The organism is uncultured Pseudomonas sp., from assembly GCF_913777995.1.
GTDB lineage: Bacteria > Pseudomonadota > Gammaproteobacteria > Pseudomonadales > Pseudomonadaceae > Aquipseudomonas.
Genome location: NZ_CAJYVE010000041.1, coordinates 100,026 through 113,711, shown reverse-complemented (window position 1 = coordinate 113,711; position 13,686 = coordinate 100,026). Strand labels below are relative to the sequence as shown.

11 protein-coding genes are annotated in these 13,686 nt (G+C 67.9%); all 11 read right to left on the bottom strand.

Annotation, left to right across the window (positions count from 1 at the left end):
• On the bottom strand, positions 1-517 hold a 517-nt coding region (locus QZ497_RS18125; RefSeq protein WP_295477490.1), incomplete at its 3' end, for a glutathione S-transferase N-terminal domain-containing protein.
• Positions 514-4,158: an AAA family ATPase gene (locus tag QZ497_RS18120; RefSeq protein WP_295477487.1), complete on the bottom strand. Its 3,645-nt coding sequence runs from the start codon at positions 4,156-4,158 to the stop codon at positions 514-516. The genes QZ497_RS18120 and QZ497_RS18125, both read right to left, overlap by 4 nt.
• Positions 4,155-5,390, bottom strand: a complete 1,236-nt coding sequence (locus QZ497_RS18115; protein ID WP_295477485.1) for an exonuclease SbcCD subunit D C-terminal domain-containing protein — start codon at positions 5,388-5,390, stop codon at positions 4,155-4,157. The genes QZ497_RS18120 and QZ497_RS18115 overlap by 4 nt, the downstream gene beginning before the upstream one ends.
• Before the next feature lie 66 nt (positions 5,391-5,456).
• Positions 5,457-7,115 (bottom strand): BatD family protein, encoded by a 1,659-nt coding sequence (locus QZ497_RS18110; protein WP_295477482.1) that lies wholly within the window; start codon positions 7,113-7,115, stop codon positions 5,457-5,459.
• Positions 7,112-8,827 carry a VWA domain-containing protein gene (locus QZ497_RS18105; RefSeq protein ID WP_295477480.1) on the bottom strand — a complete coding sequence of 572 codons (1,716 nt, stop codon included), beginning with the start codon at positions 8,825-8,827 and terminating at the stop codon, positions 7,112-7,114. The genes QZ497_RS18110 and QZ497_RS18105 overlap by 4 nt, the downstream gene beginning before the upstream one ends.
• On the bottom strand, positions 8,824-9,888 hold the full coding sequence (locus tag QZ497_RS18100; RefSeq protein ID WP_295477478.1) for a VWA domain-containing protein: 1,065 nt from the start codon (positions 9,886-9,888) through the stop codon (positions 8,824-8,826). Before QZ497_RS18100 ends, QZ497_RS18105 begins: the two co-directional genes overlap by 4 nt.
• Positions 9,881-10,375 carry a DUF4381 domain-containing protein gene (locus QZ497_RS18095; protein ID WP_295477476.1) on the bottom strand — a complete coding sequence of 165 codons (495 nt, stop codon included), beginning with the start codon at positions 10,373-10,375 and terminating at the stop codon, positions 9,881-9,883. Before QZ497_RS18095 ends, QZ497_RS18100 begins: the two co-directional genes overlap by 8 nt.
• Positions 10,372-11,316, bottom strand: a complete 945-nt coding sequence (locus QZ497_RS18090; protein ID WP_295477474.1) for a DUF58 domain-containing protein — start codon at positions 11,314-11,316, stop codon at positions 10,372-10,374. The genes QZ497_RS18095 and QZ497_RS18090 overlap by 4 nt, the downstream gene beginning before the upstream one ends.
• Before the next feature lie 4 nt (positions 11,317-11,320).
• Positions 11,321-12,280 carry a MoxR family ATPase gene (locus QZ497_RS18085; protein ID WP_295477472.1) on the bottom strand — a complete coding sequence of 320 codons (960 nt, stop codon included), beginning with the start codon at positions 12,278-12,280 and terminating at the stop codon, positions 11,321-11,323.
• Between the two features lie 217 nt (positions 12,281-12,497).
• A complete protein-coding gene (locus QZ497_RS18080; RefSeq protein WP_295477470.1) occupies positions 12,498-13,256 on the bottom strand; it encodes an amidohydrolase family protein in 759 nt (252 codons plus the stop codon).
• A 45-nt stretch (positions 13,257-13,301) separates the two neighbouring features.
• Positions 13,302-13,661 (bottom strand): hypothetical protein, encoded by a 360-nt coding sequence (locus tag QZ497_RS18075; protein ID WP_295477468.1) that lies wholly within the window; start codon positions 13,659-13,661, stop codon positions 13,302-13,304.
• Between the last annotated feature and the right edge of the window lie 25 nt (positions 13,662-13,686).

Here is a 13,686-nt window from a genome sequence, read left to right as displayed (position 1 = left end):
CTGTGGCAAACCAGTCGGGCTGGACCGCGGCAAACTGCCGGATCAGCGGCAACAGGGCGGCGTCGGCGATGCTCGGGTGTTCGGCCAACAGGTAGGGGCGGTCTTGCAGCAGGTGCTCCAGATGCTCCAGCCAGGGGAGCGTCGCGTCGCGGTAGTCGTGCTGTGACTGCTGGGGATACCGCTCGGCATACTTGTACAGGTTCACTTGGGCCTTGAAGGTGGTGTCGTTCACGGCGATCAGTGCATCGGCTTGCTGCGCCGCTTCGGGCGAGCTCGACAGGCGCCAGTCTTGCGGGTCGTTCTGCGCCAGTGCCCAGCGCATGATATCCAGGCTTTCATCGATTACCTGATCGCCGGTGTCCAGCACCGGGACGGTGCCCTTGGGTGACAGTGCCAGCAGGGCGGCCGGTTTGTGCTTCATGGCCACCTCCTGCACGGTCACCTCGCAGCCGGCATAGCGCAACGCAAGCCGGGCACGCATGGCCCACGGGCAGCGGCGAAACGAATAGAGGATCAACCGCACACCTCAACGTCACTCAAGCCGTTGCCCAGGCGCCGGACTTGAATCTGCACCGGTATGCGTTCATGCATTTCCTGCACGTGGGAAATCACAGCCACCTTGCGACCTTGGGCCTGCAAGCCGTCCAACGCATCCATGGCCAGTTGCAAGGACTCAGGATCGAGGCTGCCGAAGCCTTCGTCGATGAACAGCGACTCGATGCGCAGGGTGCTCGAGGCCATGGAGGCCAAGCCCAGGGCCAGCGCCAGGGACACCAGGAAGGTTTCGCCGCCGGACAGCGAATGCACCGAGCGCAGCTCGTCGCCCATCTCGGTGTCCATCACCAGCAGGCCCAGCAGGCTGCCACCCCGCTTGAGCCGATAACGGCGTACCAACTGGCGCAGCTGTGCATTGGCATGCAGCACCAGCAGGTCGAGGTTGTAGGCTTGGGCGATCTTGCGGAAGCGGTCGCCTTCGGCGGAGCCGATCAGCTCGGCCAGCCGGCCCCAGCGCTGACGCTCGGCGCTGGCCTGCTCGATGCGGGCCTGCAGCTCGGCGCTGGCGGCCTGACGGCGCTGGTCTTCACTGACCTGGGCGCGCAGGTCGGCGCACTGCTGGTCCAGCGCCGCGCATCGCTCGTGTACCTGTTGCATGGCCTGCTCCAGCGCCGTGGCATCGGGCAGGTCGGGATGCCGGGCATGCTGCTGAGCCAGGCGTTGTTCGCGCTCCTGCAGCAGCACGCGGCTTTGCTCCAGAGCCTTGTCGCTGGCCTGCAAGCGCTGGCGCAGGTCTTCGAGGTGGGCGTCGTCGAATTCCAGCAGGCGCTGCAGCGTCGTGTCGTCCAGCTCCGTGTGCTGGGCGCGCCAGGCGTTCAACTGTTCGCTGAGCCCGGCCTGCTCCTCCTGCAGAGCCTGGTGCTGCTGTTCACTGGCCTTGAGTTCGGCGGCCAGCTGGATGGCTCGCGCCTGGTGTTCCTGCAGGGCCTGGGCGGCTTGTGCCTGTGCACTGCGGGCCCGCTCCACGGCCTGTTCGAGGGCTTGCTGCCAGTGCTCGGCGCTGGCTTGCTGGCCGAGCAGGGCGCTGAGCGCCGAACGCGTGGCCTGCTGCTGCTCGTCCAGCTGCTGTACCTGCTGCTGCAGCTGGGTATGGCGTTGTGTGAGGCTGTCCTGGGCCTGCTGCTGTTTTTCGAGGGCCTTCTGCCGTTGCTCTCGCTCCTGCTCTTCATCGCGCTGCTGCTCCAGCAGGGCCTGGCGCTCGGCAACCTGCTGCTGCAGGCGCATCACCGTGGCCGAGGTGTCGTCATGCAGCGCCTGCAGGGTCTCGGCGGGCAGTAACGATGCCAGTGCTCCCAGCGCTTCGTCGAGACGCGTGCGGTCAGCGCCGAGCTGACGCTGCTGGTCGTCCAGCAGCTGCCGGGCCTGCTGGCTGGCCTGCTCGGCTTCCTGGCGCTGGCGTTGCAGGCTGGCGGCATGGCGTTGCAGATCGAGCAGGGCCTGCTGGCGTTGTTCATCCTTAGCGACGATCTGTTCCAACTGCTGGTGCTGACGTTCCAGCCAGTCCGCGCGCTGTTCGGCGCCGACCTGCAGCAGCGTATTGGCCTGTGCATGCTGGTGCAGGCTGTCGTCCAGCGCCTGCAGCTGGCCTTGCACCTGCTCCTGCTGGCCCAGCAGGTCCTTCATGCGCGCGGTCAATACCCCGTACTGCTCACGCAGCTGGCTGCGGCGCTCCTTGAAGCGCTCTACGGCCTGTTCGGCCTGGGCCAGTTCGTTGTCGTCGAACTCCGCCAGGCCCTGCAGCAGGGCTTCGGGCTGATGCCAGGGGTGTTCGACGCTGCCACACACCGGGCAGGGCTGGTCGTCCTGCAGCTGGTTGCGCAGGGTTTCCACGCTGGCACTACGCGCCAGGCGCTGGCGCTCCAGCAGCTCGCGGGTGACGCTGAAAGCCTGTTCGGCCTGCTTGAGCTGTTCATTCAGCGCGCTTCCGGCGCTGGCCAGCTGCTCACGCTCCTCTGCCGCGCTACGCAACTGCTCGCCCAGGCTCTGGTGCTGCCGCTGCAGATCCTGATGGTTGCTCCACAGCCGCTTGAGGTCCTCGATCACACGGCACTGGCGGCGGTTGTCCTGCAGCAGTTCGCCGAGCAATTGCAACTGTTCGGGCACTGCCTCGACTTCGCAGTCGGCTTCGCGGTACAGCAACTGCAGGGCTTCACTGCGTTCGGCCAGGCGTTCGGCAGCGCGATGAGCGGCCTGCTCCAGGGCAGGTAGTTCCTGCTGGCCATGGCGCCAGCGGTTGGCGGCCTGAATCAGCGACTGGAAACGGTCCTCCCAGGCACTCCAGCCCTGGACCAGGGCCGCCAGCGAGACGCTGAGCTGCAGGCGTTCGGCGACCGTGGTCAGGCGCTGGTCGGCCTGCTGCTGGCGCTCCTGCAGGTCTTCAAGGCCCTGCCGGGCCTCTTGGATTTGCTGCTCGCTCTGCTGGCAAGTCGCCTGGAGGTCTTGCAGGGCCTTGGCCTGGTGCCTCAGGGTGTTCTGCAGCTCGAACGCCTGCTGCAGCGGCCCGCGTGCCTCCCCAGCCTGTTGCTGAGCGGCGAGCAAAGCGGCCTGGGCAGCGTCGCTGTCGGCCTGCAGGCGTTGACGCAGTTCGTCCATGTGCTGTTGTTCAGCACGTTGCTGAGCGATCGAACGGGCCAGCGGCGACAGCTGCGTGGTCAGCGTCGCCTGGCGGGCGAAGCGATGCCGCTGCGGCCCGAGGCGCTCGAGCTGTTCCAGGGTATGGCGCTCGCCAGCCAGTTGCTGGCCGTGCTGCTCGGCGCTGTGCAGCTGTTCGCGCGCGGCCTGGGCTTCATCTTCCAGGCGGCTTTGCTCCAGGAGCGCCTGCTGCTGCTGTTCCAGCGTCTTCAATTGGGCGTGCTGGGTTTTCAGCTGCGCCTGGGCCTGGGCCAGTTGCTGGTCCAGTTCGGTGCGCGCCTCGGCGGTCAGGGGGGCGATGCCGGTGGCCTGCAGGCTCAGCTCTTCGAGGGCCTTGCGGGCCTCGTTGGCCTTGAGAAAGGCACGCTTGCCCAACTGGCTGTAGATCGCCGTGTTGGTGAGCTTTTCCAGCAGTTCGCTGCGTTCCTTGTCGTCGGCCTTGAGGAAGGCGCTGAACTCGCTCTGCGCCAGCATCACGGCGCGGGTGAACTGTTCGAAGTTCAGGCCCAGGCGCTGCTCGATCAGTTGCTCGAATTCACGCTTGCTCTGGTTGCTCAGCAGCTGTCCGCTGTCCAGGTCGGTGAGGATCTGCCGGCTGGCCTGCAGCTTCTTGCTGGCGTTGTCGCGGGCCCGGTTGGTTTCCCAGCGGGCTCGATAACGGCGCTGGTCGATGCCGACAAAGTCCACCTCGGCGTAGCCGCTGCCAGTGCCACGACGCAGCAGCGTGCGCGGGTCGCTGGTGGTGATCTCGCCGTCGACGTCCGGCACCTTGGACTGACCGACCCGGCTGAGCCGTGGCACGGCCCCGAACAGTGCCAGGCACAGGGCGTCGAGCAGGGTGCTTTTGCCCGCGCCGGTGGGGCCGGTGATGGCGAACAGCCCGGCGCTGGCCAGCGGCTCGGCGGTGAAGTCCACTTCGAAGGGACCGGCCAGCGAGGCCAGGTTCTTGAGGCGAATGGCGAGGATCTTCATGCCTGCTCCTCCTGCACTTCCCGCAGCAGCGTGGCGAAGTCGTCCAGGGTCTGGGTGTCGACCTCGTTGCCGTAGTTGTCCAGCCAGGCGCGACGGAACAGTTCCTGAGGCGTCAGTTGTTCGAGGGCGATCAGCTCAGCGTCGCTGCCTTCCGGGGCGCCTGCCTGGCCGGCGTACTCGGCGGCGATGCGCACCAGGCGTACCGCCTTGCCCTGCAGCGCCGCCTCGATGCGGCTGCGCAGGTCCGGCTGCGGCTGGTCGAGGAGCACCCGCACCTCCAGCCAGGGCTGACGTTCCGGTTCGTCGAGCAGGTCGACGTTCGGCAGGGCCTGCAACTGCTCCAGCAAGGCGTCGAGGGGCGCCGGGCCCAGGCGCTGCAAGGGCACGGCACGGGGGATCAGCAGCGGTTCGACGCTGACCAGTCGCTCCCCGTCGCAGGTGATTTCCAGAATCTGGTGCTTGTAGCCGATTTCCGAGAATGACAGCGGAATCGGCGAGCCGCTGTAGCGGATCCGCGTTTCGCCGTTGACCTGCTGCGGCTTGTGCAGGTGCCCGAGGGCCACGTAGGTGATCTGTTCGCCGAACAGGCTGGCTGGCAGGGCTTCGGCGTTGCCGATGATCAGGCTGCGCTCGGAGTCTTCGGAGACGCTGCCGCCGGCCATGTGCGCGTGGCTGATGGCGATCAGCGCCTGACCCGCATCGCGTCTGGCTTGCGCGGCCTCGATCAGTTGCCGGTGCACCTGGGCAATGCCCTGCAGGTAGTCGTCGCCCAATTGGGCACCGGTGACTTCCGCCGGGCGCAGGAACGGCAGGGCCAGGCACCAGGCGCGTACCTCGCCGCTGGTGTCGGGCAGCGGCACCAGCAGACGCTCGGTGTCCAGCGTGCCGTCATCCAGCCACAGCACCCGGCCCAGGGCGTGGGTGTGCAGGCGGCGCATCAGCGGGGCGGGCAGCTCGATGCGTGAGCCGGAGTCGTGGTTGCCAGCGATCATCACGATGGTCAGCGCTGGCTGTTGTTCGTGCGCGTCGACGATGAACTCGTAGAGGCGCTCCTGGGCTTTTACCGGCGGGTTGACCGTGTCGAAGATGTCGCCGGCGATCAGCAGTACATCGGGGCGTCGCTCGGCCAGGCGGGCCAGCAGCCAGGCCAGGAAGGCCTGATGCTCGAAGTCGCGTTCCTGGCCATGCAGGTGCTGGCCCAGATGCCAGTCGGAGGTGTGGAACAGACGCATGGCATTACCTTGTCGATCATACGGAGCGGTCGCGCCGCCCAGCGCTTGGGGCGGCGCGACCGACATTCATTTCGGGTACAGCGGCGGCAGCCCGGCATCGCCGCCGGAATTCTCGGCGTGCTCGACGGTCGGCAGGCTGCGGATCGCCCGCCACAGTTCGTCGCCCAGCCACAGCTGGCCCGTCTCGCTGTACAGCGCGCCATTGAGGCCATCCAGGGCGTCGGACAGCGGTACGAAACGCGCCGCCATGTCCGCCAGGGTCTCGGGTTGCTGGCGCGCCCAGGCGTCGAGGGCCTGGCGGGTGGCCTGTGGGTCGTTGGCCAGGCAGGCGCGCTTGAGGTCGTCCAGTACGCTGCGCGGGCTGGGGCCGGCCTGCGCTGCACGTGCCACGGCCGGCAGGCCGCGGGCCCGCCACCAGAGCCACAGGCCCAGCAGGGTGGTGCAGGCAAAGAACAGCGTGCTCAGCTGCCAGAGCCACAGCCAGGCAGGCAGCAGGCCCTGCTCGCCGCCTACCGGCGTATCCACCGCCAGCCCGGGATTGGCACTCACCTCCAGGGTGCGCGCCGGCAGGCTGCTGTGTTCGATGTGGTCTTCGCGGGTATTCCACCAGGTCAGTTCCACGGCCGGCAGGTCGATGCTGCCGGGACGGTTGGGCACCAGGGCTTCGCTTTCCTTGCGGCTGCCGGTCAACCCGCGCTCGCCGGGCTGGTTGCTCAGTTGCGGCTGGTCCGGGTAGCGCCGCAGGCCGAGCAGGTCCTGTTCGGGCAGCGGCGGCAACTGCGAGGCGGACAGCCCCTCGACCTTGAGGGTCAGGGTGCGGGTCACCGAATCGCCGGCCTGCAGGTGGGTGGTGTCGGGGTTCCAGCTTTCTTCGAGATTCACCGCGCTGGCCGGCAGCCACGGGCGGTCGGCGGGCCATACGTCAGGACGCGGCTTGACCTGCAGGCTGATCTCCGCCGAGCTGACCTGCAATGCCTTGCCCGGTTGCGGACCATAGGGGTTGAGTGCCTGCTGCTGGCCGGGGCCGGCGGCACTGTTGGTCTGCACCTGGGTGGCGCTGAACACCAGCGCGGGAATCTTCAGCCGTCCGCTCTGCTGCGGGTAGATGGCGTAGCGGGTCTCGATCACCCCATGGCGGATGCCGTTGATGAGCTTTTCGTAGGTGAGTGGCGTATCGCCGAGCTTCTCGATGCGCGCATCGGGCAGTTGCAGCGGGCTCAGGCTGCTGTCGTCGAACAGTGATACCGAATGGTAGATGCGCAGGGTCAGCACGGCCTGCGCCTGGACGTAGACGGTGTCTTTGTCGAGGCTGGCCTCGATGAACACCGGCGCCAGCTCGTTGCCGGTTTCCTGGGCATTGCCGGGCAGCACCTGGAGGATCACCGGCTGGCTGCGTGAGTCGCCCAGTTGTACCGGGGGAATCTCGACGCTGCCGGTATGCCGGGGCAACAGGGTGATCAGCCAGCGGGTGTTGGCCTGGCTGGTGCCGTCCAGGGTGGTAAGGCTGTTGACCTGGCGCGTGTCGCGGACCTCGAAGGCCTGGTCCAGGACGCTCAGGTCGGGCTTGCCGAACTGGGTGACGTCGTGGGTTTCCAGGGTCAGCTCCACCGTTTCGCCGGCATTCAGGCGGGTGCGGTCGACCTGGGCGGTCAGTTCTGCCGCCTGGCTGGAGGACAGGGCCAGCCACAGCAGCAGGCCGGTCAACGAAGAAGAGGCGCGGCTCATCGGCTGTTTTCCTGGTGTTGCTGTTCGAAACGGAACTTGCGGCGCAGCAGTTCACCCGGATCGTCGGGAATCTGCCGCAGCCAGTGTTCCAGGGCCTGGCGCCGCTCGCCGTCGAGCGGCGCATCGGGCATCGGCACCGGCGGACGCGTGGTGTCGTCGGCGGCGTCCAGGGCATCGCTGTCGGCCGGTCTGCCTTCGGCCTTGGCCGCCGCCTCGCTGTCATCCTGCGTGGCGCTGTCGGTCTGCGCCGGGTCCTGCTGCCGCGCGGCGTCCTGCTGCTGTGCTGCCGATTCTGGTGGTGGCTCGTTGTCTTCGCTCGGGGCGGGTTGCTGGTCCTTGTCCTGGGACGGCTGCCGCTGTTCCAGGGCCTGGCGCACCAGTGTCTGGTTGATCTGTGCGGCCGCGAAGTCCGGCTGGCGTTCCAGGGCCTGGTCATAGGCGTCCAGTGCGGCTTCCAGTTCACCGGCCATGGCCAGGGCGTTGCCTCGGTTGTAGTGGTCGGTGGCCGTCTCGCCCTTGGCGAAGTAATCGGCGGCGCCGGAATAGTCGCCGGCGTCGAACAGTGCGATGGCTTTCCAGCGCGGGTCCTCGAAGTGCTGGGCTGCCTCGGCCGGGCGCTGCTGTTGCAGCAGACGCTGGCCCTGCTGGTCGGGGCGCAGCCACAGGTCCTGGAAATCGAAGGCCATGGCCGGGCGTGGCAGCAGGCAGCACAGGGCCAGGGCGAAGACCCAGCCGCGGCGTGCCGCGCAGGCTGCCAGCAGAAGCAGCGGCAGCAGCAGCCAGTAACCCTGGTCGGCGCGCCGGTCGAGATGCACCAGGCGCCCGTCGCGGTTCATCTGTTGCGGGCCGTCGAGCAGACCCAGGTCGCGCAGGTCTTCCAGGTCAGGACGTGCCTGGCGATAGCGGCCGCCGGTTTCGGCGGCGAAATCCCGCAGTCCGGCGCTGTCCAGGCGGGCCACCAGAATCGCACCGTTTTCGTCGCGCAGCAGGCCGCCGTTCTCCAGGGTCACCGGTGCGCCCTCGGCGGTGCCGATGCCCAGAATGCTCAACGCCGGCGCCTGGCCGCGCAGTTGCGCGAGAATGCCCTGGCGTTCCTGGGCATTGAGGTCCGAGGCAATGAGCAGGATCCGGCCCTGGCCGAGATCGGCCTGGCGCAGCAGGGCCAGGGCCTTGCCGATGCCCAGGTCGGCGCGCTGGCCGACGCTGGGCATGATCGATGGGCGGATCGCTTCCAGCAGGTTCTGGCTGGTGCCCAGGTCATCGGACAGCGGCACCAGGGTATGTGCACTGCCGGAATAGACCACGATGGCGGTCTGTGCTTCGCTGCGCGCCTGCAGCAGGTCGCGCAGCTTGCGGCGGGCGTATTCCAGACGGCTGGGCTGGGTGTCGGCGGCGAGCATCTGTGGGGTCAGTTCCAGCACCACCACCAGTGGGTCGACGGGTTTCTGCCCGGTCTGTTCGATGCGCTGCCAGCTGGGGCCGAGCAGGGCCAGGACCGCGAGCAGCCAGGCCAGCCCCAGCACCAGCCAGGGCTGCTTGCTGCCGCGCCCGCTGCCGCCGTTGAGCAGGACATGGTGAAAGGCCGGCGGCAGCAGCATCTGCCAGCGCCCGGCGCGCTTCTGGCGGTGCCAGAGCTTCCACAGCAGCCAGGCCAGCAGCGGCACGGCGAGCAGCCACAGGGGGCGTAGCCAGTGCGGCCAGAGCGCGCTCATGGTCGGCCTCCCGGACGCTTCAGGCGCAGCCGCAGGGCAGCCGCGGCCTGGCCCAGGCGGCTGCGCAGGCGCTGCACGGCGTTGTTCGGCCACAGCTCGACGATCACCCACAGCATGCTCAGCAGCACCGCCACGGCCAGAGGCCAGGCATACAGCGGGTGGGCGGGGCGTGCCTGGGTCGGCTGCTGGGCGACGGGCTCCAGGGCGTCGAGGGTGGTGCGGATACGTTCGAGCTGGTCGCCGTCGCGGGCGCGGAAGTATTTCCCGCCCGTGAGCTGGGCGATGCGCTGCAGGGTCGGCTCGTCGAGGTCCAGGCTGGGGTTCAGCCCGAGCAGGCTCTGGATGCCGCCGTTGTCAGGGTCGGCGCCGATGCCGATGGGGTAGATGCGCACGCCCTCGTCGGCGGCCAGGCGTGCGGCGGTCACCGGGTCGATTTGCCCGCCATTGTTGGCGCCGTCGGTAACCAGCACCAACACCCGGCTTTCGGCGGGGCGCTGGCGCAGGCGCTTGAGCGCCAGGCCGATGGCATCGCCGATGGCGGTGTTCTTGCCGGCAATGCCAATGCGCGCTTCATCCAGCCAGACCCGCACGGTGTGCCGGTCGAAGGTCAGGGGTGCCTGCACGAAGGCCTGGCTGCCGAACAGGATCAGGCCGACCCGGTCGCCTTCACGGTGTTCGAGGAAGTCGCCGAGCAGTTGCTGCACCAGCGCCAGACGGCTGACATCCTCGCCCTGCCACTGCATGTCGGGGTAATCCATGGAGCCGGAAACGTCCACCGCTACCAGCAGGTCGCGGCCACTGGCGGCGATGGGCAGCGGCTCGCCCAGCCATTGTGGGCGCGCCGCCGCCGCCAGCAGCAGCAGCCAGATCAGCAGCAATGGCGCGCGCAGGCGCCAGGCCGGCAGGTTGGCCCTGGCGCGACGGCCTTTCAGGCTTTCCAGTTCGCTGATGAAACTGACCCGCAGCGCCGCTTCGCCGTTGTCGGCGGGCGGCAGCAGCACGCGCATCAACCAGGGCAGCGGCAGCAGGGTGAAGACCCAGGGCCAGGCGAACTCAAACATGCTTGCGGATCCAGGTTTCGACGGACTGGGTCAGGCCATTGATGGCCTTGTCGTCAAGCTTGCATTCGGGTTTGTAGGCGCCTTCGACCAGTACCATCCAGCGGGTCAGGCCGGCGGCCGGGCAGCGGTTGTCGAGAAACGCCAGCCACTGGCGGCCGTTGAGGGTATGGCTCTGGCTTTGTGGGTACTGGTTGCGGCACAGGCGCTTGAGCAGGCCGTTGATCTGCTGCAGCCAGGCGCCGGCCGGTGCCGCGTCATAGGGTTTGGGCAGGCTGGCCAGTTCGGCGAGCGCAGCCACCCGCAGCGGGTCCAATGGCTGTTCGGCGCGTGGCAGTGGCGAGCGGCTGCGCCATACCCGGTACAGGCGCGACAGGCCCCAGGCGGCCAGCGGCAGCAGGGCGAGCAACAGCCACCAGCCTGGCGCGGGCGGCCACCAGCCGGGCAGCGGCGGGGAGATCAGCGGTTGCAGCTGGTCGAGAGGATTCATGGCTGTTTCACCGGCCGCCGGGCGTTGAGAAATTCCCGCAATTGCTCGACCAGGTCGGTCTGCGTGCTCAGCGGCATCAGCAGGACGCGCAGCTTCTGCGCCAGGCGTTCCCAGCGTGCGCAGCGGGCTTCGCCCTGGGCGCGGTAGTTGCGGCGCAGGTCGGCATCCAGGGTGTCAAGCTCCAGCTGTGCACCGCGCTCGGCGAAGCGCAGCAGGCCGGCAGCGGGCAGGGCGCGGTCCAGCGGGTCGGAAAGTGGCAGCAACAGCAGATCGCAATGCCGTGACAGCAGGCTCAATTGTTGTTCGGCGCCCTCGCTCAGGGCTCGCTCGTCGCACAGCACGATCACCAGGCTGCCAGGGCGCAGCACCTCCCGCGCCCGGCGCAAGGCCGTACCGAAGGCATCGCGCTCGGCGGCGAGTTCGGTATGCAGCGACTGGTTGACCCGTGCCAGGCGGTTGAGCAGTTGCAGCAGGCTCTGCTTGCTGCGTCGCGGCTTGATCTCGTAGTGCTCGTGGTCGCCGAACACCAGGCCGCCGACCCGGTCGTTGTGCTCCAGCGCCGCCCAGCCGAGCAGGGCAGCGGCCTGGGCCGCCAGGACCGACTTGAACATCAGCCCGGAGCCGAAGAACAGCCGTCGGCTTTGCTCGACCATGATGAAGATCGGCCGTTCGCGCTCTTCGTGAAACAGCTTGGTGTGGGGTTCCTGGGTGCGTGCGGTGACCCGCCAGTCGATGTTGCGTACGTCGTCGCCCGCCTGGTAGACCCGCACCTGGTCGAAGTCCACGCCGCGCCCGCGCAGCTTGGAGTGGTGCAGGCCGATCAGCGGGCTGCGCCGGGTCGGGGTCGAGAACAGCTGCACCTCGCGCACGCGATGGCGCATCTCGATCAGCTCGTGCAGGCTGACCCGGATACCCGGCTGGATGACGGAAGAAGACGGCATGGTCTCAGGCGACAGCCACGACGTCGAGGATGCGCTGGGTCACGCGGTCCTGGTCGATGCCGGCTGCCTCGGCCTCGAACGACAGGATGATGCGATGGCGCAGCACGTCGAACAGCACCGCCTGGATGTCCTCGGGGCTGACGAAGTCACGCCCGGCCAGCCAGGCATGGGCCCTGGCGCAGCGGTCGAGGGCGATCGAGCCGCGCGGGCTGGCGCCATAGCCGATCCACTCGGCCAGTTCCGGGTCGAACTTGGCCGGGGTGCGGGTGGCCATGACCAACTGCACCAGGTATTCCTCCACCGCATCGGCCATGTACAGGCCGAGGATTTCCTTGCGTGCAGCGAAGATCGCCTGCTGGCTGACCCGTCGCTCCGGCTTGGTTTCACCATTGAGCGCCTCGCCACGGGCCTGCTGGAGGATCTTGCGTTCCACGGCGGCATCCGGGAAACCGATCTTGACGTGCATCAGGAAGCGATCGAGCTGCGCCTCGGGCAGCGGGTAGGTGCCTTCCTGCTCGATGGGGTTCTGGGTGGCCATCACCAGGAACAGTGGCGACAGGTCGTAGGTGCTGCGCCCGACGCTGACCTGGCGTTCGGCCATGGCTTCGAGCAGCGCCGACTGCACCTTGGCCGGCGCGCGGTTGATTTCGTCGGCCAGGACCAGGTTGTGAAAGATCGGACCCTGCTGGAATACGAAACTGCCGGTTTCGGGGCGGTAGATCTCGGTGCCGGTGATGTCGGCCGGCAGCAGGTCGGGGGTGAACTGGATACGGTGGAACTGTGCCTCGATACCCTCGGCCAGTTCCTTGATGGCCTTGGTCTTGGCCAGCCCTGGTGCACCTTCGACCAGCATGTGACCGTCGGCGAGCAGGGCGATCAGCAGCCGGTCGATCAGCTTGTCCTGACCGAGGATCTGGGTTGAAAGAAAGCTTCGCAGCGCGATCAGCGCTTCACGATGTTCCATCGGTGAGGATTCCTGGCAAGGTGATACCGGTCTGGCGAATGACGGCCAGGGGGGGCGAGCGGGTGAGGCGTGCCTGAGCGACGCTCGCTGGCCTGCACGACAGAACCCTGGCTGGGGGCGTTACTTTAATCCATCCGGGGCCTGATCGACTAATGGCGCCGGGGCTTTTTTGGCATGTCGCTTCTCGGGAGCTGCGCCGCTCGCACCCTGGGGCCGGCTAGAAGGGCTGCACCCGGTAGAGTTGTGCCGCGTTGTGCCACAGCAACCTGGGCAGCGCCGCTTCACCCAGCACCTCGCTGAGCGTGTCGAGGTCACGCTGCACAGCGGCTGTCGTGCTGTCCGCCGATGGCAGGCCGCTGCCGAACATCAGCGCCTGCGGGTTGGCGCTGTACAGGTCGTCGAGCAGGGCCGTGCAGCTGGCGTTGAGACGCCCGATGCCGAAGAGCTTGATGCGCGCGCCGCGTTCGACCAGGCGCAGCAGGCTGGGCAGGCAGCCGCGTGCCAGTACGCGAAGGTCCAGGCACAGGGCCGGCAACTGCGCCAGGCTCTCTTCGAAGTCGGCCAGTTCACGTGGATCGAGGGTGACTTCGGCGTGCCACCCGGTGTGCTGGTGAACGCGTCGGGCCAGTGCCAGGCACTGCTCGGGCGCTACGCTGGCGCCGCGCTTGAGGGTCAGGCGCAGGCCGCGCACGCCGAAACCGTTGAGGGTGTCCAGCTCACTGTTACCGACGTTCAGCGGCAGTCGAGCGACCCCGACGTACCCTGGGCCGAGCCGGCGCAGGGCGTCGAGCAGGTGACCCTGGCGCCAGCCCTGGGCAGGCGTTGCCACCACGGCACCACCGGTGAAACCCAGCGGTGTCACCCTGGCGCGATAGTCGTCGCAGGTGAAGGCTGCCGGCAGGGGGGCGCAGGAGGCCTGCAGCGCAAAGTGCGGGTCGAAGATGTGGCAGTGGGCGTCGAAGCGGTAGGGGGGCATGGCGATCTCCTGGCAGGCAGTGCCCCATGACTTTACCCTTACGCTTCAGGTGATCTGGCTGACATATGTACCGACACCCGCCAGGATGATGCGCAGCGTGCTGTCGACTTCGGCGAGGTCGTCGGCATCGGTGGCGTGGCGGATTTCTACAGGTTCCGGCCCGGTCAGGCTGGCCGCGTCGCCCGGCTCCAGTTCGATCAGCAGGCGTGCCGGCTCCAGGGTCACCCTGAGGCTGCCGACCGCCAGGCTGCGCTCGTCGCCGACACTGACTTCCACCTGGGCTTCGTCAGGGAAACGGCTCAGCGAGAACAGCTCGCCGTTGTCGCCATGACAGCACAGCATGGCCATGTCGTCGTATTCGTCGTCGCAGGGGTTGGCGATGAGCCAAGGCGTGTTGATGAGCATGTCGAAATCCTGATCGAGGCGGCAA

Bases quoted from the DNA above. Each gene is read 5' to 3' on its own strand.
- QZ497_RS18120 (WP_295477487.1), bottom strand. From the start codon at position 4,158: ATGAAGATCCTCGCCATTCGCCTCAAGAACCTGGCCTCGCTGGCCGGT.
- QZ497_RS18115 (WP_295477485.1), bottom strand. From the start codon at position 5,390: ATGCGTCTGTTCCACACCTCCGACTGGCATCTGGGCCAGCACCTGCAT.
- QZ497_RS18110 (WP_295477482.1), bottom strand. From the start codon at position 7,115: ATGAGCCGCGCCTCTTCTTCGTTGACCGGCCTGCTGCTGTGGCTGGCC.
- QZ497_RS18105 (WP_295477480.1), bottom strand. From the start codon at position 8,827: ATGAGCGCGCTCTGGCCGCACTGGCTACGCCCCCTGTGGCTGCTCGCC.
- QZ497_RS18100 (WP_295477478.1), bottom strand. From the start codon at position 9,888: ATGTTTGAGTTCGCCTGGCCCTGGGTCTTCACCCTGCTGCCGCTGCCC.
- QZ497_RS18095 (WP_295477476.1), bottom strand. From the start codon at position 10,375: ATGAATCCTCTCGACCAGCTGCAACCGCTGATCTCCCCGCCGCTGCCC.
- QZ497_RS18090 (WP_295477474.1), bottom strand. From the start codon at position 11,316: ATGCCGTCTTCTTCCGTCATCCAGCCGGGTATCCGGGTCAGCCTGCAC.
- QZ497_RS18085 (WP_295477472.1), bottom strand. From the start codon at position 12,280: ATGGAACATCGTGAAGCGCTGATCGCGCTGCGAAGCTTTCTTTCAACC.
- QZ497_RS18080 (WP_295477470.1), bottom strand. From the start codon at position 13,256: ATGCCCCCCTACCGCTTCGACGCCCACTGCCACATCTTCGACCCGCAC.
- QZ497_RS18075 (WP_295477468.1), bottom strand. From the start codon at position 13,661: ATGCTCATCAACACGCCTTGGCTCATCGCCAACCCCTGCGACGACGAA.